The 23,019-nt window shown below is 49.4% G+C and carries 18 protein-coding genes; 14 read left to right on the plus strand and 4 right to left on the minus strand.

Going from position 1 to position 23,019, the window contains the following annotated elements:
* Positions 1-5 precede the first annotated feature (5 nt).
* From JQN73_RS17500 to JQN73_RS17510, 3 genes are all read left to right on the plus strand, one after another.
* Positions 6-2,591: a DNA internalization-related competence protein ComEC/Rec2 gene (locus JQN73_RS17500; RefSeq protein WP_205320251.1), complete on the plus strand. Its 2,586-nt coding sequence runs from the start codon at positions 6-8 to the stop codon at positions 2,589-2,591.
* A 100-nt stretch (positions 2,592-2,691) separates the two neighbouring features.
* Entirely contained in the window at positions 2,692-3,543 is an 852-nt protein-coding gene (locus JQN73_RS17505; protein WP_205320252.1) for an alpha/beta fold hydrolase, read from the plus strand.
* 219 nt (positions 3,544-3,762) lie between these two features.
* Positions 3,763-6,219 carry a penicillin-binding protein 1A gene (locus tag JQN73_RS17510; protein WP_205320253.1) on the plus strand — a complete coding sequence of 819 codons (2,457 nt, stop codon included), beginning with the start codon at positions 3,763-3,765 and terminating at the stop codon, positions 6,217-6,219.
* A gap of 408 nt (positions 6,220-6,627) precedes the next feature.
* On the opposite strand, the gene JQN73_RS17515 is transcribed toward JQN73_RS17510, so the two are convergent.
* From JQN73_RS17515 to JQN73_RS17530, 4 genes are all read right to left on the minus strand, one after another.
* Positions 6,628-6,795, minus strand: a complete 168-nt coding sequence (locus JQN73_RS17515; protein WP_205320254.1) for a hypothetical protein — start codon at positions 6,793-6,795, stop codon at positions 6,628-6,630.
* A gap of 290 nt (positions 6,796-7,085) precedes the next feature.
* Complete coding sequence (locus tag JQN73_RS17520) at positions 7,086-7,319, minus strand: hypothetical protein (RefSeq protein WP_205320255.1); 234 nt, start codon at positions 7,317-7,319, stop codon at positions 7,086-7,088.
* A gap of 102 nt (positions 7,320-7,421) precedes the next feature.
* Positions 7,422-8,729: an MFS transporter gene (locus tag JQN73_RS17525; RefSeq protein ID WP_205320256.1), complete on the minus strand. Its 1,308-nt coding sequence runs from the start codon at positions 8,727-8,729 to the stop codon at positions 7,422-7,424.
* Positions 8,730-8,737: 8 nt separating this feature from the next.
* Positions 8,738-9,124, minus strand: a complete 387-nt coding sequence (locus JQN73_RS17530; RefSeq protein ID WP_240162314.1) for a MarR family winged helix-turn-helix transcriptional regulator — start codon at positions 9,122-9,124, stop codon at positions 8,738-8,740.
* Positions 9,125-10,450: 1,326 nt separating this feature from the next.
* On the opposite strand from JQN73_RS17530, the gene epsL reads away from it, so the two are divergent.
* The 11 genes from epsL to JQN73_RS17585 all read left to right on the plus strand — a co-directional run bounded on the left by epsL (position 10,451) and on the right by JQN73_RS17585 (position 22,949).
* The gene (epsL, locus tag JQN73_RS17535) at positions 10,451-11,740 is read left to right on the plus strand and encodes an XrtB/PEP-CTERM-associated polysaccharide biosynthesis outer membrane protein EpsL (RefSeq protein ID WP_240162315.1); all 1,290 of its coding nucleotides are present in this window, start codon (positions 10,451-10,453) and stop codon (positions 11,738-11,740) included.
* An 11-nt stretch (positions 11,741-11,751) separates the two neighbouring features.
* Positions 11,752-13,134 (plus strand): undecaprenyl-phosphate glucose phosphotransferase, encoded by a 1,383-nt coding sequence (locus tag JQN73_RS17540; RefSeq protein ID WP_205320258.1) that lies wholly within the window; start codon positions 11,752-11,754, stop codon positions 13,132-13,134.
* A gap of 85 nt (positions 13,135-13,219) precedes the next feature.
* Positions 13,220-13,762 (plus strand): hypothetical protein, encoded by a 543-nt coding sequence (locus JQN73_RS17545; RefSeq protein WP_205320259.1) that lies wholly within the window; start codon positions 13,220-13,222, stop codon positions 13,760-13,762.
* Positions 13,763-13,894: 132 nt separating this feature from the next.
* On the plus strand, positions 13,895-14,836 hold the full coding sequence (locus tag JQN73_RS17550) for an EpsD family peptidyl-prolyl cis-trans isomerase (protein ID WP_205320260.1): 942 nt from the start codon (positions 13,895-13,897) through the stop codon (positions 14,834-14,836).
* A gap of 139 nt (positions 14,837-14,975) precedes the next feature.
* Entirely contained in the window at positions 14,976-15,776 is an 801-nt protein-coding gene (gene epsE / locus JQN73_RS17555) for a polysaccharide export protein EpsE (RefSeq protein WP_370551254.1), read from the plus strand.
* A 127-nt stretch (positions 15,777-15,903) separates the two neighbouring features.
* Positions 15,904-17,322: a chain length determinant protein EpsF gene (epsF, locus tag JQN73_RS17560; protein WP_205320262.1), complete on the plus strand. Its 1,419-nt coding sequence runs from the start codon at positions 15,904-15,906 to the stop codon at positions 17,320-17,322.
* Between the two features lie 5 nt (positions 17,323-17,327).
* Positions 17,328-18,239 (plus strand): chain length determinant protein tyrosine kinase EpsG, encoded by a 912-nt coding sequence (locus JQN73_RS17565; RefSeq protein WP_240162316.1) that lies wholly within the window; start codon positions 17,328-17,330, stop codon positions 18,237-18,239.
* A gap of 54 nt (positions 18,240-18,293) precedes the next feature.
* Entirely contained in the window at positions 18,294-19,568 is a 1,275-nt protein-coding gene (locus tag JQN73_RS17570; protein ID WP_205320263.1) for a polysaccharide polymerase, read from the plus strand.
* A gap of 13 nt (positions 19,569-19,581) precedes the next feature.
* Positions 19,582-20,706, plus strand: coding sequence for a glycosyltransferase family 4 protein (locus tag JQN73_RS17575; RefSeq protein ID WP_205320264.1), 1,125 nt, complete (start codon positions 19,582-19,584; stop codon positions 20,704-20,706).
* Between the two features lie 63 nt (positions 20,707-20,769).
* Entirely contained in the window at positions 20,770-21,876 is a 1,107-nt protein-coding gene (locus tag JQN73_RS17580; protein WP_205320265.1) for an acyltransferase, read from the plus strand.
* A complete protein-coding gene (locus JQN73_RS17585) occupies positions 21,873-22,949 on the plus strand; it encodes a glycoside hydrolase family 5 protein (protein ID WP_205320266.1) in 1,077 nt (358 codons plus the stop codon). Before JQN73_RS17580 ends, JQN73_RS17585 begins: the two co-directional genes overlap by 4 nt.
* Positions 22,950-23,019: the final 70 nt, after the last annotated feature.

A 23,019-nucleotide genomic window follows, 5' to 3' on the forward strand; every position in this document is an offset into this window, starting at 1 on the left:
CTCGGATGCGGAGTTTTATTCTTGGTTTTTTGATCGGCGTCTGTTTCTTACAGACGCAAGGGGAATTGCCCTCCTATTGGGTACTGTGCATTTGTTGTCTCGTAGCGGGAACCGGGCTGTTTTTTGCCCACAGATTTCTGCATAGGTTGGGGAAGTTGTTTGTACTAGCAGTCTGCGGTGCGTTGCTCGGTTGTTGTTGGGCGGCGTTATTCGCGTATTTTTATCTGCAGGAAGAACTCCCGGTCGAATGGGAGGGGCGCGACGTTACTGTGATCGGCACCATTGCGAATTTGCCGACGCATTTTGCGCAAGGTGTCCGGTTTAATTTTGCGGTAGAAAAAGTTTTGCCGCAAAATGGAGAACGGCCGCCCATACCCTCCACATTGGCGCTTTCGTGGTATCGCCCATTCAATCGCCAAGGCGCGCAACCAACTACCGAAGACGTTCAAATTGGGAAGGTCAAACCGGGCGCTCGATGGCAATTGACGGTCCGTTTAAAGCGCCCGCACGGCAGTGCAAATCCGCATGGATTTGATTACGAGGTATGGTTACTGGAACAAAACCTGCGTGCAACAGGTTACGTGCGCGCTGATAAAGTGTCGTCCCCCGGCGCAGAGACACCGAATGGATCGGCCATAAATACTGCTGCGGTGGATACCTCGGCAGTAGAGACCTCGGTCACGAATATTCCACGGAATAACCGTGAATTGGCGCGTTTTGTTTTTACTTTTGGTCATTGTGTGGAAGCGGTGCGTGGCTGGGTCAGGCAACGTATCCTGACCGCTTTGCCTGGAAAAAAATATGCCGGAGTGTTGGTCGCTTTGGTCATCGGCGATCAGCGGGCGGTAGATCAAAATGACTGGTTGATTTTCAATCGTACCGGGGTCGGACATCTGATTTCTATTTCGGGCCTGCACATTACCATGATAGCGGGCCTGTTTGCGGCCATCGTGTCGGCGCTTTGGCGGCGTTCATTTTTTATTGGCACTACTTTGCCGCTGCGTTTGCCAGCACAGAAGGCCGCAGTGTTAGCAGGTGCAGTGACCGCCTTGATGTATGTGTTGTTAGCGGGGTTTGGGTTGCCGGCTCAGCGTACCTTATATATGTTGCTGATGGTCGCATTGGCGCTCTGGAGCGGTCGCATCGCCAGCGTTTCGCATGTTTTATGCGTGGCTTTAATGGTGGTCTTGCTACGCGATCCCTGGGCCGTGCTTGCTCCTGGTTTCTGGTTATCCTTCGGTGCGGTCGGCACGATCTTGTACGCTAGCGTTGGACGGACTCAACCACTGATCGATCCCGCTGATCTGCATCCTGCGGCACCGAGCAAAGCGTGGTTGCAGGCGTTGAAGTCAAGCGCTTATACACAATATGTCGTGACAATTGGGTTGGTGCCGCTGACGATCTTGCTGTTCGGTCAAATATCGCTGGTAAGCCCGCTGGCAAACGCAATCGCCATTCCTCTTGTTGGTCTGCTGGTGACGCCCATGGCGTTGATCGGCAGTATGCTGCCAGCGCCGCTCTCCGGCTGGGTGTTGGTGACAGCACATACCTTGGTGGATTGGTTGGCAACAATCTTGACATGGTTCAGCCAATTTCCGCTGGCGGTGTGGCAAGCACCACTGCCGCCCACCTGGACTTTTGTGATCGCTTTGGTCGCCACCTTATGGTTGCTGGCACCACGCGGCTGGCCGCTCCGTTGGTTGGCGCTCATTGGTTGGGTGCCGCTGTTACTGAACTCCGCCACCCGCCCGGAAGAGGGTGAAATGAACGTGACCGCGTTCGACGTCGGGCAGGGAATGGCACTGCTGATCGAAACCTCCCGGCATCGCCTGCTGTATGACAGCGGGCCATATTATTCGCCGGAGTCAGACGCCGGTAGTCGTATTATCGTTCCCTACTTAAAGGCGCGAGGTATCACCTCTATAAATACAATGGTGATCTCGCACTCAGACAGTGACCACTCCGGTGGCGCTTTGTCCGTTCTTCATGCGATTAACGTCGACCGGGTTTATTCATCGTTGTCGCGAGACCACCGAATGGTTGCCGCCGCGCCGGACCATACCCGCTGTCAGGACGGCCAGTCATGGAACTGGGACGGCGTGCAGTTCGATATGCTGTTTCCAGCCGCGCAGAACTATGAAAATAATGAACGCAAGGATCGAAAATCAGGCAGTGCCAACACTATGAGCTGTACCTTAAAAATTACCAACGGAAAGTATTCGATTCTGCTCCCCGGCGATATAGAAAAAGCCCAGGAGCGGCAGTTGATAAGGGATAAAGGGGCGAATCCCACGGATCATTCCGAGGCGAGCATATTAAAGTCAACCGTGCTTCTCGCACCGCATCATGGAAGCGGCACATCGTCTACGATGGACTTCTTGAAGGAGGTCGATCCATCCGTGGCGCTGTTTCAGGTGGGTTATCGTAATCGTTTTCGGCATCCTCAGGCACAAGTGCTGGAACGTTACCGGCAATTAGGGATTCGATCCGTGCGAAACGATCAGTCAGGGGCGATATCTTTGCGATTTGGCCGCACGCTCGAAGTCACAGAGTATCGCCAACAGCATAAGCGTTATTGGTACGGTCGTTGAACGTCCGCTCTAAAATTTGGATTGTAAGAATCAATGCTTATCGCTTTAAATAGGATCATTAACCCTCCGCGTGTTGGATCAGCACTTTTAACTGCCCTCAATGACCTACTTAAACACATTACCGCATACTCGAGGTCCGGCATGCCCGCTGCTGTCGAATCTTCCCGTCGTTCACTTTGCGCACGGAAATAGTTTTCCTTCCGGCACATATCGTCGGTTTTTAGAGCTTTTATCCAAAAGCTATGATGTGCATGCGTTAGAAATGCATGCACATAATCCTGCCTACCCGGTAACCGATGGCTGGCCGGCACTGGTGCAGGAGTTAATTGAGGAATTACTCTCGCGTTATCAACAGCCCGTAATTTTGGTAGGGCATTCGTTGGGCGGGATCTTATCCTTGATGGTCGCCAGACAGCGTCCCGAGCTGGTGCGTTGCGTGGTGCTGTTGGACGCACCAGTGAGCGTGGGATGGAGAGCGGGTGTATTTCGATTAGCGAAAGCGTTCAAACTTGATCGTCGTTGGTCTCCAGCCCGTTTTTCGGAGCGGCGTCGCAATCAATGGCCGGATGCGGAGGCGGCCTATCAGCATTTCTCTACCAAGCAGGTGTTTGCCAATTGGCCCAAAGAAGTCTTGCGTGATTATGTTGAGCACGGCACTGTAGCCCATTCTGGCGGCGTCGCTTTGCGTTTCAGGCGCGAGATTGAAACAGCGGTGTATCTGACCTTGCCACATCATTTAGGCCAGGTCGTGAAATCGCCTTTTCCGGTACCGGTGGGGTTTGTCGGAGGCATTGACTCGATAGAGTGCCGACAGGCCGGCATGATGGCGACCCGGCGGCTGGTCGGTTCACGCATAAAATTGCTTCCGGGCGACCATTTATTTCCGTTGCAGACCCCGCAGGTTGCGGCAAAGGCGACCGATGAAATGATCCAGTCATTATTGAAGTCCTGACAAAGTTTTGATAAAGCTCCGATTTTTGGCATAGAAACGCCCGATTCTTGCCTATTTCGAGGCTATCAATTTGCAATTACACGGGTTGTGACGCATTTTTTCTCTTTTCCTAGCCCGGTTATTCGCTTTTTTTCCAATAAGTTACTTCTTCTTACAGACGTTTCTGGGTACTTGACGCAGCATGTTGTAGGATATGGGCTAATTCCAATCAATATCGTTATGTTATTTACATCAAAACCTCGTAAGACTAATTTGAATACTCCAGCTGACAAGACCCAATTAGCGAAAACGGCAGTGTTTTCAGCTCCTTTTTCAGCTCCTCTCTGCAAGCCAAAAAAACAGAACGGCACGCTGCTGCACGGATTGCTATTTACCATTGGGGGCGTGGTGTTGGCCGGAGCCGTCATTGGTGGATTGTTGATCGCCTACGCGCTCGTAGTTATGCAGCCGCAGTTACCTGATCTTGGTGCTATCACCGACTATCGTCCTAAAGTGCCGCTGCGTATTTATACCGCCGATCATGTATTGATTGGCGAGTTTGGCGAAGAGCGACGCAGCCTGGTGAAGCTGCAGGATATCCCCGCCAATATGAAGAACGCGGTTCTGGCGATTGAGGATGCGCGCTTTTATCAACACGGCGGAATCGATCTTATCGGCATCTTGAGAGCAATCGGGACAGACCTCGTGCACGGCGGCGCTTCGCAAGGTGCCAGTACGATTACGATGCAAGTGGCGCGTAACGTATTTCTATCCAGCGAAAAAACATATACGCGCAAAATTTATGAAATTTTGCTGGCTTATAAAATTGAAAATGCATTAACCAAGGATCAGATTCTCGAAGTGTATATGAACCAGATTTTTCTGGGACAACGTTCATTTGGGTTCGCTGCGGCCGCCAGAGCGTACTTCGGCAAAGAGCTAAAAGATATAACGTTGGCACAGGCCGCAATGCTTGCCGGCCTTCCGAAAGCGCCATCGGCTTACAATCCTGTAGTGAACCCTAAACGTGCCCGTATTCGCCAGGAATACATTTTAAAGCGCATGTTGCAACTCGAATTCATTACCCAGCCAGAATATGATCAGGCACTGGCTGAAGATATTAAGGTAAAGACAACCGGTAACACTTATAGCGTACACGCAGAATATGCGACCGAAATGGTCCGTCAGATGCTCTACACCCAATATAAAGATGATATTTATACTCGGGGGTTAAGCGTGACAACAACTCTCGATTCGGCGGACCAACAGGCTGGTTATGAGGCGGTACGTAAGGGCGTAATGGACTACGATCGTCGTCATGGGTACCGTGGCCCGGAAGCGTTGATCGCATTGCCGTCAAATGTGGACGAGCGCGAGGAAGCGGTCGGAGATGCGCTGGATAACAAGCCAGATAACGATGACATCGTCCCTGGAGTTGTATTGAGCGCGGATGCCAAACAGGTGCAAGTGATGCTACGCAACGATTCCATCGTCACCGTCAGCGGTGAAGGGTTACGGTTTGCTGCGTCAGGTTTGAGTTCTAAAGCAGCAAAAAACATGCGCATTCAGCCAGGCTCGGTGATTCGCGTCATTCAGTTGCCTAAAGGCTGGCAAATCACCCAGTTGCCATCGGTCGAGGCGACACTGGTTGCGCTGACGCCACAAAGTGGGGCGATCAAGACATTAATTGGCGGCTTTGATTTCAATCAAAATAAGTTCAACCATGTAACGCAAGCATGGCGGCAACCGGGATCAACGTTTAAACCTTTCATTTATTCAGCCGCTCTCGAAAAAGGTTTCGGACCAGCTTCAATCATCAACGATGCCCCCGTTTCATTTCCGGGTGGTCCGGGACAGCCTAACTGGGAACCGAAGGATGACGACACGCCCGATGGACCGATGCCTATGCGGACTGGCTTGCAGCGCTCAAAGAATCTGGTGACAGTGCGTTTGATGGATGCTATAGGTGCCAGGTACGCTCAAGATTTTGTGACCACGCATTTCGGTTTTGATCGTGACAAAATTCCTCCTTATTTGCCGACTGCACTCGGCGCGGGTCAAACCACGCCGTTGCAACTGGCCGGTGCCTATGCTGTGTTGGCGAATGGCGGCTACCGCGTTAATCCGTATTTAATTTCAGAAGTAGTCGATGCACGCGGCGTAGCATTGTCTCGTGCCCAGCCCGAAATTGCCGGTCAAAATGGCACCCGGGTGTTGGATGCGCGCAATAGCTATGTCATGACGAGCTTGTTGCAGACCGTTGCTCAACGAGGTACCGGTGCCGGCACCAACGTGTTGGGCCGGACTGATATTGCGGGTAAAACCGGAACTACGAACGACGCTTTTGATGGCTGGTTTGCCGGATATCAAAATTCGCTGGTTGCGGTTGCGTGGATGGGCTTCGATCAGCCCAAGACGCTCGGCAGCCGCGAGTTTGGCGCGCAACTAGCGTTACCGATCTGGGTCAGCTATATGGGACGTGCATTGCGCGGTGTGCCACAGGTTCAAATGCCAATGCCAGAAGGAGTTAGCACGATTAATAACGAATTGTTCTTCGATAACTTTACACCCGGCAACGGCTTTATTGCATCACTGGGGGTAGGTGGCGGAGGTGCCGGAACCAATGAAGATGGAACGCCGGCAACGGCAGAAGATGATGAGAAACGCAGTATCATGAAACTATTTGACGGACATTGATGCCGCGGTTGGGCCGGTGTTGAATTGCTGCCAGTTTCTTGAAAACCCCCTCAGTACACGTTACTGAATCGATAGTGTACTGAGTTCGGCCCCCGCCTGATGCGATGGCTAACTCAAAAAAAAATCGGAGGAGGCCAGCGATATATTGGCGCTCGCCGATTTTTTTTTGGGGTAAAGGTTAAGTAATGATTACGGAAACAAACGGCGGCACCAAGGCTGTCGCTGATAATCGAATCTCTCGGTTTACAAATAATTTAGACGCCTGGACGAAAAAAAAACCGCGCAATTGCGCGGTTTTTTATTAATCCTTGTTGGCGTATTCGCCAGATTCTCAGCGCCTTATGCATCAATAATATTAGCAAAAGCCTGGAATTGAAGATCGACAAATAAATGTCGATCCGGGCAGACTTAAATGTGGGGAATGAAACCGCCCGCATTTTCGTAAGGCTTAATCCAGAGCAGGAAAATTTTCTGCAGAAGACTTTGTTTGACCACAACTTCATTGGCAGGCTGCGCTGCGCTATCGGCAACTTTTTTGAAGGAGTGGGCGGATAGTGAAATGTTTTGTGCGGTCATGATAGTTTCCGAAGAAAATGTTGATGCACGAAGTATAAAGTTGCGCTCGATGTATTCCCAATTTCGAGTTCTAATACGAGATATACGATATCTGCATAACATATGAGCTGAACATTGCGGGGCATTGTTCTTGATCTGGCTTGCTGCGCTTTCGTCGGAGTTCCAGAGGCTTCCCGCTTTGCCTGATCTATAAAACATGCCAGGCGGCGAATATAGCCTCTGTCGCTATGTGGTCAGATGGCAGTGGTGGATTAAATTCAGGCCGCGTCACCCGAGGCAGACGGTCAGGATTATTTTCGGCGCTTTGGGATTGCATCCTTTAGCCAAGGTATTTTCCCGGCCGCTGCCTCCAATACTTCTGCTTCGGTCGCGTAAATAGTGTGGGAATAGTCGGCAACTAAAGTCCATCTTCCCTGATCTTCCGGATCTTTACGGAATACCTTAAAACTGAATGCGCCGTTCGCATCCTGGGCTAAGTCTACGCAATGGATGCCAGTTTCATCTTCAATGCTATCTATGACCATTATGTTCACCGAAATGTTTGACTATTAGTAAATCGAAAGCGGACTCAGCCAGTTGAATGCAAATCAACGTGGTCCGGTCCGCTTGGGGAGAAGGAAATATTATTAACTGCTCATTGCCGGGGCCGGCGTGACTAAACCGCCATCAACCCGATGCCCTTTTATCTTCAGCACCAAAACGCCTGCGATAAGACATGCTGCCCCCATTATCATCGATGATGCCGTGTAGGTACCCAGGCTATTGCGTAACGATCCCGCCAGGAGGGTGGCGCTTGCGGCCCCCAATTGATGCCCAGCGACGATCCAGCCAAATACAATCGGTGCGGCAAGTCGGCCAAATACATCATTGGCTAAGCGGACCGTTGGTGGCACCGTAGCGATCCAGTCCAGACCGTAAAATATTGCGAAAATCGGCAAGCCGTAATAGCTAAGACCAAACGCATGCGGCAAGAAAATGAGCGCGACGCCACGCAAACTGTAATACCAAAATAACAGCACACGTGGATTGAAGCGATCGGATAACCAGCCCGACATAGTTGTCCCCACCAGATCAAGCAATCCCATGGTGGCAAGAATACTGGCACCTCCGACCGCTGAAATACCATAGTCTCCGCACATGGCAATAAAGTGTGAGCCGATATAGCCATTGGTGCTCATCCCGCAAATGAAAAAACTAAAAAACAGTAGCCAGAAATCACGTACTTTTACGACTTTGCGCAAAGCATCAAATGCAATCGACAGAGGATTTTTTTTGGTGGCACCAGGTTCCTGATGAAGGTCTTCGAATTGCCCGTAGCGCTTCAAGCCGATATCCTGAGGACGCTCTGGTAAAAATATCGCCACCAACGGAATCGCTAACGCCGCCACACTGGCGACTAAAATAGCCACGGAACGCCAGCCAAAATGCTCAACCATGTACGCCATCAGTGGCAGAAACACCATTTGTCCAGTGGCTGAACTAGCGGTCAGCAATCCCATCGCCAATCCTCGCCGAGTTTCGAACCACCGACTGACGATCGTGGCTGCCAGCGTGTTGGCGGCAACGCCGCTGCCCGCGCCGACCAAAATACCCCACGCCAGCACCATGTGCCAGGGCATTGTCATAAAGGTGCTGAGCGCAGTTCCAACTGCAAGTAAAACCAACGCACCTAAAACGATAGGACGGATTCCATATCGTTGCATGGCTGCAGCAGAAAATGGGCCAATTAATCCATACAGCGCAATGTTGACCGAAATGACAAACGAAATCGTCGTGACGCTCCAGCCAAATTCATGTTCGAGCGGCAGTATCATGACAGAGGGTGTCGCGCGAATTCCCGCCGCCGAAAGCAGGACTAAAAAGGTAATACCAACGACTACCCACACATAACTAAAACGTGTGCGTGCCATGATGGATTGGATTGTGCTGTTCATAAATATTTTCAAATATGTAGAAATTTATTGTTTGCCTCATCAACGAGGGTCATCAAATTTTGATGGTTTTGTTTTCCTAATATCGCACTAATTTCTTCCTGTGCTTTGTGCCAGTTAGGCTGAGAGTCTCGCCATTTTCGCTTCCCCTCAGCACTCAGGCTGACACCGAACGATCGTTTGTCGGTCAACATCTCTAATGGTAAATCCACGGTTTTCACCCATCCTGCGCTAATTAATGGCTTGAGCGCCCGACTCATCGTGCTGCGATCCATTCCCATACTGGTTGCAAGAGGTATCGCTCCTGTTGGGCCAAATTTACCGATGCGTGCTAACAACGAATATTGCCCTATGGTCAATGCGTCGGCGGCGAGATGATGATCGTAGATAGCGGTCATCTTACGTGTCAACTGACGAAGCTTTGAGCAACTACATTCACTTTTCATCCAGCCCTCCTTTTGTATCGTGCATATACATCGATGTATATGCACGATATAGAATAAGGCCGCTGACTGTCAAGATGATTTATAGGCTTTGCTTCCTTTTGAACGAATGATTTAGGGCATTTTCAAAAATACAACGGAAAATTAGTTCAAGGTCGCATGAATGCAGGATTTTTTATTCAGTTTTGTTTGGCACTTACGGCGGATCCAGTCTCCCTTGCAACACCAAAAGTAAGGGAGGGGCTAGTGTTCTTTCGAATAACTCGCGTTATGTATTTGACATTTTCGAATCGAAATAAAACGCTAATGATCTGAACGTTCTGCTGCTTTTATATGGGCTTGTTGCGACGCATCAAATGGCTAGCGATAAAATTTTGACCTTTGCCGCCGCTTACTTATCGCGTCTAAATAAATTCAGTTTCGTCTACTTACTCACGATTCCCTGTCTCTTTATTTTTTGAGGTTAGTTATCGGAATGGCTAGGAGCATGCCAGAGAAGAGGTTCAATTATTTTTTATTTAACGTATTTGTAAGATGATTTTTTGGTGCTAAAAAAATCTGGCCGATACGTTAGGCAGGAAAAAAAATAAATGTAACAAAAGAATTTTCTTATGAACTTACAGAAATATCTTAGGTCTTTATGCTGTGCCACAACATAAATGTGCTCACAGGAAAAGTTAACAAATACATTTCTCTTGTCCAAAAAATATCTGGACGCGAGGAAGGTTCATCGGCGGCCCTTCGACATCTGGGCAGCGCAGGAAGCCTCTAGTGCAAATAGTACTTTTCAAAGATTAAAGATGCAAAAAAATACAATACTGCAGTTCCCAATATCAAGCGAAACCCGGTGTTTCGCTTCCAATGCAGTGCGTCCAGTTGACGCGCATGCTACGTGTGAAGGTCGTTTGCAGCGCTCCGCGTGCCAGTTATTCTGGCGCGTCCCGAACGCCGCACGCAACGCGGCCTGCGCACGTGTTTCACACCCTCCTATAAAACCATATCCTCTGCTTTCTTCTTATGGCTTTCTGTATTAGCCGCTCCCCCATTTTCTGATTTTGATTCAGTTTTTATCAGTTTCGATGCGCGAAGTTTGTTAAAAAACAGTTTTACAGAATTCATTATTTCGATCGCCGTTAAAAATTTTTAGTTAAAAAATAACTTTAGATAGTTTTTTTTGTTTCGTATTTTGCGTTGAAAAAACCTGAATAAACAGCTAAAAATACTCGCGAGCATTGGCTTGCCGTCTCCGGACTGCGCTTTGACGTTCCAGAAAGATATGTAATGAATAAAAGTTTAAAACATCGTACCGAGTTTGCCCGGTTCCGTTTGAAGGTCATTTTATTGATACCCATGTGCTCATGCGTTGCTGCACTGGCGGACACCAGCGACCTGGTGCCGACGGAAATCATTCCGCTTCCGGATGTCATGACGCCGCCTGCCGATTCGGTCACCCCGTATGTCGGCTATGGCGTCAGTTATGACGACAATTTACTGAGGCTACAGAATTCGGCAGCCGCGCAGGCAATGGGTGCGGGAAGCAATTTATCGGACGTCACCCGCCGCGCGCAGTTTGGACTGGCCGTTGATAAAAGTATTAGTCAGCAGCATTTGACGGCGAATTTGAATGTTACGAATGTGGAATACGATAGATTCGATCAGTTGAATAATCTTGATAAAAATGTATCCGCCAATTGGAATTGGCATGCTGGCGATCACGTTGAGGGCAACGCCGGTATTACTTATTCTCAAGGCCTGACGCCTTTCATCGACTTCCATTTACTGGAAGCGAATATACGTACGCAGGAGAGCGCGTACGTCAACGGAGCCTGGCTGTTTCATCCGAGTTGGCGAGTGCGTGCGGGTCTGCAGCATTCCAAATTGTGGTACGACCTGGCATCGCAGCAGACCGGTAATAACTCGCAGAATCAAACCGAACTGGGGCTCGACTATCTCGCTGCCAGCGGAAGCACCATCGGACTTCAATTACGCCATACACGTGCCGATTTTCCCAATCCTGAGCAAGACGGTGACGTTGCTGTATTCAACGGCTATAACCAGGACGAAATCAAAGCAAAGATAGACTGGTTGGTAACGGCTAAAACCCGTCTTCATTTCCTGGGCGGATGGGTCAGCAGAAAACAGGATGCATTTGCCGTGCGCGATTTTTCGGGCTTCAATTCCCGCGTTTCTGCGGATTGGCTACCGACCGATAGTCTCGCGTTCACGGTCGCTGCCTGGAGGGAAATCGGTGCGGTGGATGACTTATCCACGGTCTACTCTTTGAATCACGGTTTGAGCGTGGCATCTAGCTGGCAGTACTCCGAAAAGGTCCGCGTAGTGGGGCAGTTTAAATATCAAAAGAGAGATTTTAGCCAATCGTCGGCATCGGGCACGATTGGTTCTGTTGATATGAATGACGTTCTGCGCAATACGGCATTGACGGTGGTATATAACCCGACCCCGAAATGGGAATGGCAATTGTCAGGCAGTCGTAGCACGCAAGTTCTCGCCAGCTCTTCCGGCGGTTACGTGAGCAACGGCGTCATGCTCAATACGCGTTATGCATTTTAAGGTAGGACAAAATGACCGAGAATGATATCCCCCTCGTTTCGTTCTTCAAGCGTTTGCTTGACCCTGCCATTATCCTTGGCTCGTTGTATCTGATCATCGTCGCGCAAGATGAAATGTTCACCGGCGACTATCTGGCGCTGATGATTATTGCTTTTTTTGTTTCTTCGTTTATTTACGAACAGATTGATCTGTATCGCACTTTACATACTGGAAACAAGCTGGCATTTGCCGCAGATATTTTTCTGGGATGGGGAATGATCGTCGTCATATTGACGTTAGTCGGTCAAGGAACCGGACTGCGATATGAGTTCTCCGATCGGGTCGTCTGGACCTGGTTTGGACTTGCCCCTTTTGCACTTTTATTGAGTCGTCTGACCGCTTACAGGCTTGCCTTTAATGTCGGAAAAGACCGTGAGGTGCGCTCGGCAGTGATCGTCGGCTCCAATGATCCCGGATTAGACATTCTGCGGCGCCTGACTTCCCGCAGTAACGCGGGTATTGAGATGCGCGGTTTTTTTGATGATAGCGTCGATGCCATCCAGGCGCATGAATATCCGCGTCCCTATCTCGGCCTGATCGCTGACGTTGGCCCTTATGTGCGCGCACAAAAAATCAAGACAATTTTCATCTGTCTTCCGATGTCGGCGAATCCCAGTTTGTCGGCCTTAATGGAAGAATTGAGAGATACCACTGCTTCGGTTTATTTTGTGCCTGATATTTACACCTTCGATCTGATCCAGGCCCGACTTGATCACGTGGGCGGGATTCCGGTAATCGGTGTTTGCGAAACCCCTTTTACGGGCCTGCGGAGTGTTCTTAAGCGCGGCAGCGATATCGTTCTGGCGCTAGTGATTCAAATTTTGTTGTTGCCGATAATGTTACCGATTGCCATCGGTGTCAAATTATCTTCGCCCGGTCCGGTTATTTTTTCACAGCGCCGATATGGATTAAATGGTGAAGAAATCATCGTCTACAAATTTCGTTCGATGGGCGTTTGCGAAGACGGTGCGGTGGTAGATCAAGCAACCAAAAACGATGTACGTGTAACACGATTCGGGGGTTTTTTGCGCCGCACGTCCTTGGATGAGCTGCCGCAATTTATCAACGTATTGCAAGGTCGGATGAGCATTGTAGGACCACGCCCTCACGCTGTGGCGCATAACGAAATGTATCGCAAGTTAATTAAAGGATACATGTTGCGCCACAAAGTAAAACCTGGGATTACCGGATGGGCACAGATAAACGGCTTTCGTGGAGAAACCGACACGCTGGACAAAATGCGTTCGCGGATTGAATTCGATTTGGAATATTTGCGCAATTGGTCGCTTGGGTTGGACCTATTGATTATCGCCCGCACTGTTAAAGAAGTATTGAAAAAAGATAATGCTTATTAAGTTGCGTCATAAAAATTTGCGCCTCAGGAATGGTAGCGAACATTGATGGTGAAATCTTGACAAGGTGTTTTTTAGGTGAGCATTGTTGGATGCAGTGCGTATTCTTAAAGGAAAGATCATGAAGATAGCTATATTAATATTCAGTCTCGTATTGTCAGGTCAAGCGAGCATTGCTTGCGCTGCAACACCAATTTTTCAGTTGGCGCCGCGGGCGACTGAAACGCTAAGTTCGGCCCAGCGGCCGGAAGATAACGCTCGCTTCAGTTCATCGAACATGGAGCGGGTTAGTTTTGAAAAATCGACACCAGTTGCCTATCGAACCGGCACGGTGAGTTCTGCCATAACGCCACATGTCGTCTTCGCTGCGTTAGAGGAATCGCATGAGGTCTGGCCTCATGCCGATGCAACAACTACGGCATTCCCATCTGACAAAAAAACAGTAACCAGTGTCAATGTTGTCGATGACTCTCTGTATTATTTTCTCAGGAGCTTCAAACGGCAACCGCCACCAAAACCGGAACTCTGGACCTTGCTATTGGTGGGACTTTGTCTAGTGTTGTATCAGACCCGCCGTCGTCCCATGCGAGCGTCAATTGGCTTTTTCCAAAAATCAAAATTAGTCGGATGATTTATGAAGCCACTAGCAAAATCGCTGTCGCGTTATGCTCCGGGCATGCAGCGTGATTGCAGTGTTGCTTAGGTAACTCATTGACAAGAAGAGTGAACAGTATGGTTGTAATTTATTTGCGGGAGTCGGATCTTGATTAGCTCTAAACATTTTAATCATCCTCGTAACGTCCTCGCCGCTTTGCGTTTAAAAGGGGTAGGGATGCTAATGCTTCTGATGCCTCTTGCCGCCATCAGCTTATCCGGCTGCAGCGACAGGGACAAAAATACCAGCAAGATTTTGGTCAGGGTAAATGGCGACGGCATTACGACGCACCAACTCGACGCCGAGTTAGCGCGTGCAAGTCCTGCATCGGAAGGTAGCGAAAAGGTGGAGCCAGTTGTTCGCAAACAGGCACTGGAAGCTTTGATTGACAGGAAAATATTGTTGAGCGAAGCGGAGCGTAACAAAGTGGATCGCGATCCAAGAGTGGTACAGACTGTTGAGCGGTATAAGACGCAGGCGATCGTTCAGGCATATCTGGAGTCGCAAGCAGGAACAACGGTCAAGCCCTCTAAAGACAGCGTTGATGCGTATTTTAATAGCCATCCTGAATTATTTTCCCATCGAAAGGTGCTTGATATTAATCAATTGAGCATTGCGTCTCGGGATTTCAGCAGCGCGCTAAAAGCTGCTATGGACGCAAGTACGTCACTTGATCAGGTCGAAGCGTGGCTAACCTCGCACAAAATTGCCTACATCAAAGCTTCTGTTTCCTATGTGAGTGCCGACTTGCCCGCTGACGTGTTAAGCCAGCTTCAAAATATCGGAAAAAATCATTTATTTGTTTTAAAGGATGGTGACAGAGATTTGCTTTCGGCACTGACCAGTCTGGTTGAGAGTCCGGTGCCGGTGGCACTGGCGAATTCACAGATAGAGCGATTTTTGATGAATAAAAAGATGCAGGAAGTGGCAGCTACAGAAATTTCCCGTTTGCGTCCATTAGCCAAACTCGATTATGTCGACAAAAGCGATAGTGATAGTGAGCCGGTGAACGAGGATCCAAATTCGGTGACGGCGTTGAACAAGAAATAATGAACGTTATCGATATCGACCTGTTGGTGGCGCGTACAAGCCGACATGAAATAGGCAGATTTTGAAAACGACAAGATGCTCGCCACGATCACGATTAACGTGACCATACCGAAGAAATACCTTATTGAGGATGAAGGCAATGATAAAAAAACTTTACACATTTTTGCTGACGATGTTGCTTGTGGTGTCGGCACTTTCAGCAGTTTCTGCGCATGCCGCTGATGTGCCGCTCGGGGCAGGTGATGCCTTGAAAATAGCGGTGTTTGGCAATCCCGATCTTAGTCTGGAAACTAAAGTCAGTGAAGCGGGAAGCATTACCTTCCCGCTTATAGGCGAGGTCAAGGTCGCCGGACTGTCGGCTGCCGATGCTGAGAAAAAGATCTCGGGCCTGTTAATCAGCGGCGGCTTTCTGCGCACAGCGCAGGTCAACATCATGGTGACGGAGCTCCAGAGTCAACAGGTTTCGATACTCGGGCAGGTCTTGCGTCCGGGCCGGTATCCGATTAATGGCACCCGCACCGTGACCGATATGCTGGCTGTAGCCGGGGGCCTTGGCCCTGATGGTGGCGATACTGCCACCATTGTCCGGACGCGCAATGGCACAACGCGCAAGCAAACGATCAATCTCGTCGACATGATTCACTCCTCCGACATGACCGCGAATCTGGATCTGATCAATGGCGATATGGTCTACGTCGATCGGGCACCCAAATTTTATATCTATGGCGAGGTACAGCATCCTGGCGGATATAAGCTGGAACGCAATATGAATGTGACCCAGGCACTGTCTATCGGCGGTGGACTTACGCCGCGAGGCACTGAGCGCGGCTTACGCGTCAAGCGCCGCGACGCAGAAGGAAAAATGGAAACGTTTAGCGTGAACAATGATGATGAACTGCGGCCGGACGATGTTGTGTACGTCAAAGAAAGTCTGTTTTGATGGCCGCCAGGAATCGCTGTGAAAAAGCTATCCGCACGCCAGGTACCCGTGAAGCGCCATGGGTGCGTGCCGAACTGATGCTGAGGATCACTTTATTTTTGAATAGCCGTGTTCGAAAGGCGCTTTCATGACTTTTTACCAGCTCTTAATTATTTTACGTGCGCGCTACAAGATCGTGCTGACGACACTGATCCTGATAGTGGCGGTGACCACGATCGCCAGTCTGTTTTTGCCAAAAACCTATAAAGCGTCGAGCACGGTCTTGCTGAACTATAAAGGCACAGATCCGGTATCGGGAGAGATATTGCCAGCGCAATTAGTGGCCGGTTACATGGCAACGCAGATGGACATCGTGGCCAGCAGGACAGTGGCTTTAAAAGTGGTCGACAATCTTGGTCTGGCCAATGATCCTTTCTTTAAGCAGCGTTTCGCACAGGCCTCAGGTGGAAGTGGTTCGATCCGCGACTGGCTGGCTGACCTGCTGTTAAAGATGGTGGACATCTCGCCGGCAAGAGAAAGCAGCGTGGTCGAAATTAATGTTAAAGGTAGAGATCCAAAATTAGCTACTGCCGTCGCAAATGGCTTTGCGAGTGCCTATCAGCAGGTTAATCTTGAGATCAAGGTTGCTCCGATGCGCCAGGCCGCGACGTACTTTACGGAACAGATGAAGACCTTACGCGTCGATTTGGAAAACGCACAAAACAAGCTATCCAAATATCAGCAAGAAAACGGATTGGTCAGTACCGATAATCATCTGGATGTGGAAACGACGCGCTTAAATGATCTTTCTAGCCAACTTGTTATCGCTCAGGGGCAGGCGATAGAAGCATCGTCGCGCGGTAGCCAGGCGATGGGTGGCGGAGGCAGGGATTCGCCGGATGTGATTGCGAATTCGCTGGTGCAAACACTGAAGTCATCTCTCGCGCTGGCAGAAGGCAGGTTTGCGTTATTGTCCCAGAATTTGGCACCTAATCATCCCCAATATCAGGCAGCAAAAGCAGAGGTCGACAGGCTCCGCGCCGAGTTAAACAGCAATATCAGTGCTACCAATAGCGGCTCCGCCAATAATGGCCGCATATTGCGTCAGCGTGAAGCTGAGCTGCGCGCCGCACTGGCGACCCAAACAGCCAAAGTGTTGCAACTCAATCGCTCTCGGGACGGCCTATCGGTTCTTGTAAAAGATGTCGACAATGCGCAACGTGCGTACGACGCCGTGAATTTGCGTCTGACCAAGTCCGACCTTGAGGGAAATTCCAACCAGTCGGATGTGTCATTACTGAATCCGGCAACCATTCCTGTACGCCCCGTCAGCCCCAATATCCCGCTCAACATAGTGCTATCGATCATGCTCGGCCTCATGCTTGGATTGGCCTTAGCTGTGTTGAAAGAATTGGCCCATCGTAGGGTGAGGTCTGATGACGACGCCGCTGCGGCACTTGGTGCGCCTGTACTTGGCAGCATTAACTGGGGCAGCGCCGGGCCAAAAAAAGTGGCAGACGCTGACCGATCTTTCTCCCGCCGGGCCAAGCCAGGATTAAAGGGATAACCGCTATGGACGACTTAACAACCACCCCAGATAGTCCGTCCATAAGTTCTTCTGTAGAGTCGATCCTGGGACCCGCGGCGACGTTGCGCAGGGACGCGAATATGGGGCGCGTATTGCTTGAGCAAGGAAAGATAACGGTGGAGCAACTGGCCACGATACGTAACTTGCAAAAGGAAGCGGGCATCCCGTTTGGAGAGGCTGCCCGCCGCCTTGAGATGGTGTCTGAGACCGACCTTCAATTAGCGTTGTCGCGTCAATTTGTGTACCCGTCTGTGGTGAAAGATCAAGATGATTTCCGCTCCACCTTAAAAGCGGCGTATCAGCCATTTAGCGCTGAAGTTGAAGCATTGCGTGGAGTTCGCACGCAACTAATGCGGCGTTGGTTTGTGAATGGATGCAAGACACTGGCAATTGTCAGTGTCAACCCGGATGACGGCACAAGTTTGCTTGCGGCAAATCTGGCGGTTGTATTCGCTCAGCTTGGCAAAAGAACGTTACTGGTTGATGGCAATTTGCGTACGCCAAGTCAACACACAATATTCAATTTAGCTGCAGGCGAGGGACTGGCGGATGTCCTGTCCGGCAGCACTGGTTTAAAACTGTTGTCGCCGATCGAGTCCTTCATTGACCTGTCGCTTTTGCCTGCCGGATCGACAGTATCGAACCCCGAGGAACTGATCAGTCGCGAGGGCTTTGGTGCGGTGAATGAAGCCTTGTGTGAGCGCTTCGATATTATTTTGTATGACACCCCGGCATTTTCCAGCGCCGCCGATGTCCTGACTATTGCCGCACACGCTGGCGGAGCATTGGTGGTGCTCAGGAAAGATCACACCGGCATAGCAGCACTCACTGCCTTCAGCAAGCAACTGCGTCAGCGTGGAACTGAAATTGTAGGTTCGGTGCTGGTCAAGTTTTGATGTGACAGTCATTCCGATTTAATTGTATTGCCTCAATAAAGGCCAACCAGTCGTATGCATTATTTATCAACCATCAGGAATTTTATTTTTCCTCGCCAGGTCGATCTGCCAATACCGGACAAAAGCCTGGTGTTTTGGATATTGATGATCGCATTGGTGTATCAGGCGGTCCTGTGTGCGATTCACACAAACGTACATCCTATCTCCATGGCTGGCGTGGGGCTGGCGGAGGGTGTTATTTACCTCGCCTGTCTCGTAGTATTAATCAAACACATCAGACTTGAGTTCGTGGCCGTCGCCACGTTGGTCGGCGCGTATCTTTTTTTAATGGCGATTTTTCGCAATCAGCTGGATCCGAAAGGCTTCAGGGACGTGATGATTCCCCTCCTTTTCTATGGGGTTGGGCGTCAGATAGGCGATCTCAAGTATGCCGATCGCTTGCTTAAGATGATGGTGGTCGTGGTGCTATTTTTTGCCTTTTTCGAATTGCTGTTCCTGGATTCGTTCTCCCGGGTGTTCAACATCTTTTCTTACTATGTCAGTCAGGGCAGCTTGACGGCCGGTTCCAATTGGGCAAAGGGCAGCGTACTGGGATTGAACGGCATGCGGCCGGAAGGAATCGGGCGCACCATCTTGCCATCGTTGCTAGGCAATCACCGGGTATCATCGATTTTTCTGGAGCCAGTATCGTTAGGCAATTTTGCGGTGATCGTGGGTGCCTGGGGCCTGTCCAAGCGACGTGATGAGATCAAGGAAATGCTTTTCTTTCTCATTGCCGCCGTAACGATGATTGCATTGAGCGATTCACGCTACGGAATGATTACTGTCGCCGCGCTGGTACTAATGCGCTGCATCCCGTTCAGCAAAAAAAATATCTGGATGATTGTTCTGCCTTTACTGAGCGTAGGAATGCTATTAGGAATTGCGCTATTTTTTGACGGCAGCTATAGCGATAGCGTGATCGGACGGCTGTATGTCAGCGGAAAAATGCTGCTGAATTTGAATCTTGGGATGATATTTGGCGTCGACGGATTCGACATCAGTTTCGGCGACATGGGATATCCGTCTTTGCTGACAAGACTTGGCCTGGTGCTATGCCTATTTTTATGGGTCGCCTTCTGGATGCTAAAAATGGAAGACGAAAGGGGAGATCGCTTTCGGGCCTATATCACCCTGTATATGTCTCTGATCCTGTGCGTCAGCGGAACTTCGTTATTTGCCTTAAAGACCGCTGGCATTCTTTGGTTCCTGGTCGGCTGTCTGGTAGGCCGTCAAAAGGGCGCATTTTCCGCCCTTCCTGGAATCGCATCAAAACTTTCCCGCGCATAAAAGGACTCTCACTATGTCTCTTAAAGTCGTGCACATTGTGCGTCAATATTCTCCTTCGATCGGTGGCATGGAAGACGTGGTGCAAAATATCGCCCGTCAGCAGCGTGAACATCACGACCAGCTTCCCAGAATCATTACACTCAATCGACTTTTTAGAAACTCGACCGAATTTCTAGAACCCCAGGCCGTCGTCAATGGTGTGGGTGTCGTCCGTTTGCCATTTCATGGAACGACCAGGTATCCCGTATGTCCGCAGGTATTGCAGCATGTGGCCGATGCCGATGTGATTCATGTTCATGGCATTGACTTCTTTTTCGACTATATGGCTCTGACCAAGCCTTTTCATCGGCGCGCGCTCGTGGCGTCCACACACGGCGGTTTTTTTCACACCAGTTTTGCGTCCACCCTCAAAAAAGTATATTTCAATACGGTAACGCGCACGTCCTCCATGTTGTACGACAAAATCATTGCAACCAGCAACAACGACGGCGACATCTTTAAAAAAATTGTGAAGCCGCCGAAATTAGCCGTAATCGAAAATGGCGTTAACGTTGAAAAGTACAGGAATCAGGCGGCTCAGACGCCGACCCGGACGTTGATCTATTTCGGCCGATGGTCTGTGAACAAGGGATTGCTTGAGACGCTAGCACTGTTCAAACAACTGGTTACCCGACAGTCAGGCTGGAAACTCATCATTGCCGGGCGGGAATACGATCACACGGCAGATGAATTACGTACGTGGTTAGCTGAACAAAAGCTCGCCGACGCGGTCCAAATAAAACCAAACCCAAGCGATCAGGAACTGGCAGCGCTGATCGGACAATCCAGCTATTTTATTTGCCTGTCGCGGCATGAGGGTTTTGGCATAGCGCCCATTGAGGCAATGAGCGCGGGGTTGACGCCGGTTCTCAGTGATATACCCCCATTTCGAAATCTGGTTGAGCTCTCTCAAAGCGGTGTTTTACTTTCGACAGAAAATGCTAAAGATAACGTTGAAAAAATTCTTCAGCTGCATGAGAAAACGCAAGGTATTTATGCCCCGGGTCGCGTTCATATGCAGCAATTCGCGGATCGTTACAACTGGCGGTATATCGCCAATAAATATGTGGATGTTTATAAAAACGTCATGTCACGTTAAGGCAGTTCTATAGATTTTTTTGACTGGTAAATATTTTAAAATAGCAATGTATCCGAAAAGACCATGAACAAAACGAGAATAGATGCAATTACCGGTTTGCGCGGATTAGCGGCGTTAATGGTCGTGTATGCCCATTCGGTGAGTTGGTTTTCGCTTCCGTTGGAGATCAATTTTTTCGGAGAAATCGGTGTCACTATCTTCTTTTCGCTAAGCGGCTTTTTGATGGCTTATCTTTACGTCGGGAAAAAATTCTCAGCAATAGATGTGACGGATTATGCCATTTCTCGATTTTCCAGAATTGCGCCCGCATACCTGTTTATCTTATTGCTCTCGTATGTCATCTACACAAATATTGATCCGAACTTCGTGTATGACATTTCGAATGGCAATATCCTGCGTCATATTCTTTTTTCCGGAAACGTGTCCGTGTTTTGGAGCATTACACCGGAGGTTGAATTTTACTTCCTGTTCATTCTGATCTGGGCAGCCGCTAGTCGTTACCTGATGCGCTTCGATATTGTCGGAATTATGTTCTTGCTTCTCGGAAGCGTTTTTCTGTTGTCCTACCGCGATGTTTTTCCCGGGACCTTTGTTGGCGCAAAATTACATTATTTTTTGTTCGGTGTCATCGCCGGAGTGATTCGATCCAGGATCAAAGAAGAGCAGAACAGCAAAGCAATCACAGTCTTGCATCTGGCTCTGGTGTCATTAATCGTGTTGATGGAAAGCGGATTGATATCTCTTCCTTTCACGACCAACAAAGAATTTTATAGCAGTCTGTTGACAGCCATTTTCGGTGCCTTTCTGGTGTTCAGCTTTACATTTCCATCCGTGATCGGGAAGTTGTTTTTCGAGAACAAGTTTATTGTTTTTTGTGGGGAATGCAGCTTTTCAATTTACTTGCTGCATATGCCAATTATCTATCTATACCAAAAATTCCTACCAGAACGCGGCACCGATCTTGTTTCGATCTCGCTTCAAATTGTTTTCCTGACTTCATTTGTCCTGACGGTCTTGCTGGTCTCATGGCTTAACTTTCAGTTCATTGAAAAAACGGGAGCTCACCTGATCAGATCGTTGGGAAAACGTTTCAAGAAAAAATTAATTCCCATATTTCCGATGGCATCCAATGCCCAACCGCTCTCCGTTAAAAGTGATAACAGACGATGAAAATATTCTCCAAATCGACGTTTCAACATTTAGATCATGCACGTAAGTTCGGACTTTCGCGAATTGTCCGGAACAGCTTATCTATCGCACTGGTTATTGGAAGTTGCCTGGTCGCTCAAATTTCCGCAGCCAGCTGTCTGGACGGAAAAAAGTTGGTGGGCGTCAATTTGAGCGGAGCAGAGTTCGCGGCAGACAAGTTGCCCGGAACTTTTGGTAAGGATTATGTTTATCCAGATATTGCTGATATGCGCCATTTCCAATCATTGGGAATGAATACATTTCGTCTGCCGTTTCTGTGGGAGCGGGTACAACCACAATTGTTCGGCGCACTCGATCCGGCCGAGTTAAAGCGCATTACCGATACCGCTGCCTCAGCAAGCGCTTTAGGCGTCTGCCTGATACTGGATGTTCACAACTATGGCGAATACCGGAGCAATCCGATCGGGTCGGCTGCAGTGCCGCGCGCTGCATTGATTGACTTATGGACACGACTGGCGCCCTCATTTAAGAACCCCACGAACGTGGCATTCGGTTTAATGAACGAACCAAGCAAGTTGCCGACCGCCGAGTGGGCCGCAACCGCGCAGGAAACCGTTAATGCGTTGCGGAAAAATGGCGCAAAAAATCTGATCCTGGTGCCGGGTGGAAGCTGGAGTGGCGCGCATGCATGGTTTGGGAAGGATGCTGGCGTCTCGAATGCGGATGCATTTCGTGCATTTCAGGACCCCGCGAATAATTACATGATTGAGACCCATCAATACGCCGATGCGAATTTTTCCGGAACCAGCAACACTTGCGTTGATCCAGCCATCCTGACCACGGTCATGTCAAATATCACGCAATGGGCGATTTCCACGAAACAGCGTTTATTTCTCGGTGAGTTCGGGGTTCAGCCAAACGATCAATGCTTAAAAGCGTTGACGGCAATTGTCAACGGCACGAAAAATTCCGCTGCCTGGGGAGGTTGGACGTATTGGTCTTCCGGTCGATGGTTAGGTGGTTATCCGTTCAGTATTCAACCTGACGCCACTGGCGATAAACCGCAAACGACCGTCTTGAAACAAGCTATGTAGGGCCAACGGCACGGCGTTGCGAGGTTTTAATAGTGGGCTGAAAAATTGGAAGCAGGAATATAGATGATAG

This window comes from Glaciimonas sp. PAMC28666, from assembly GCF_016917355.1.
GTDB lineage: Bacteria > Pseudomonadota > Gammaproteobacteria > Burkholderiales > Burkholderiaceae_D > Glaciimonas.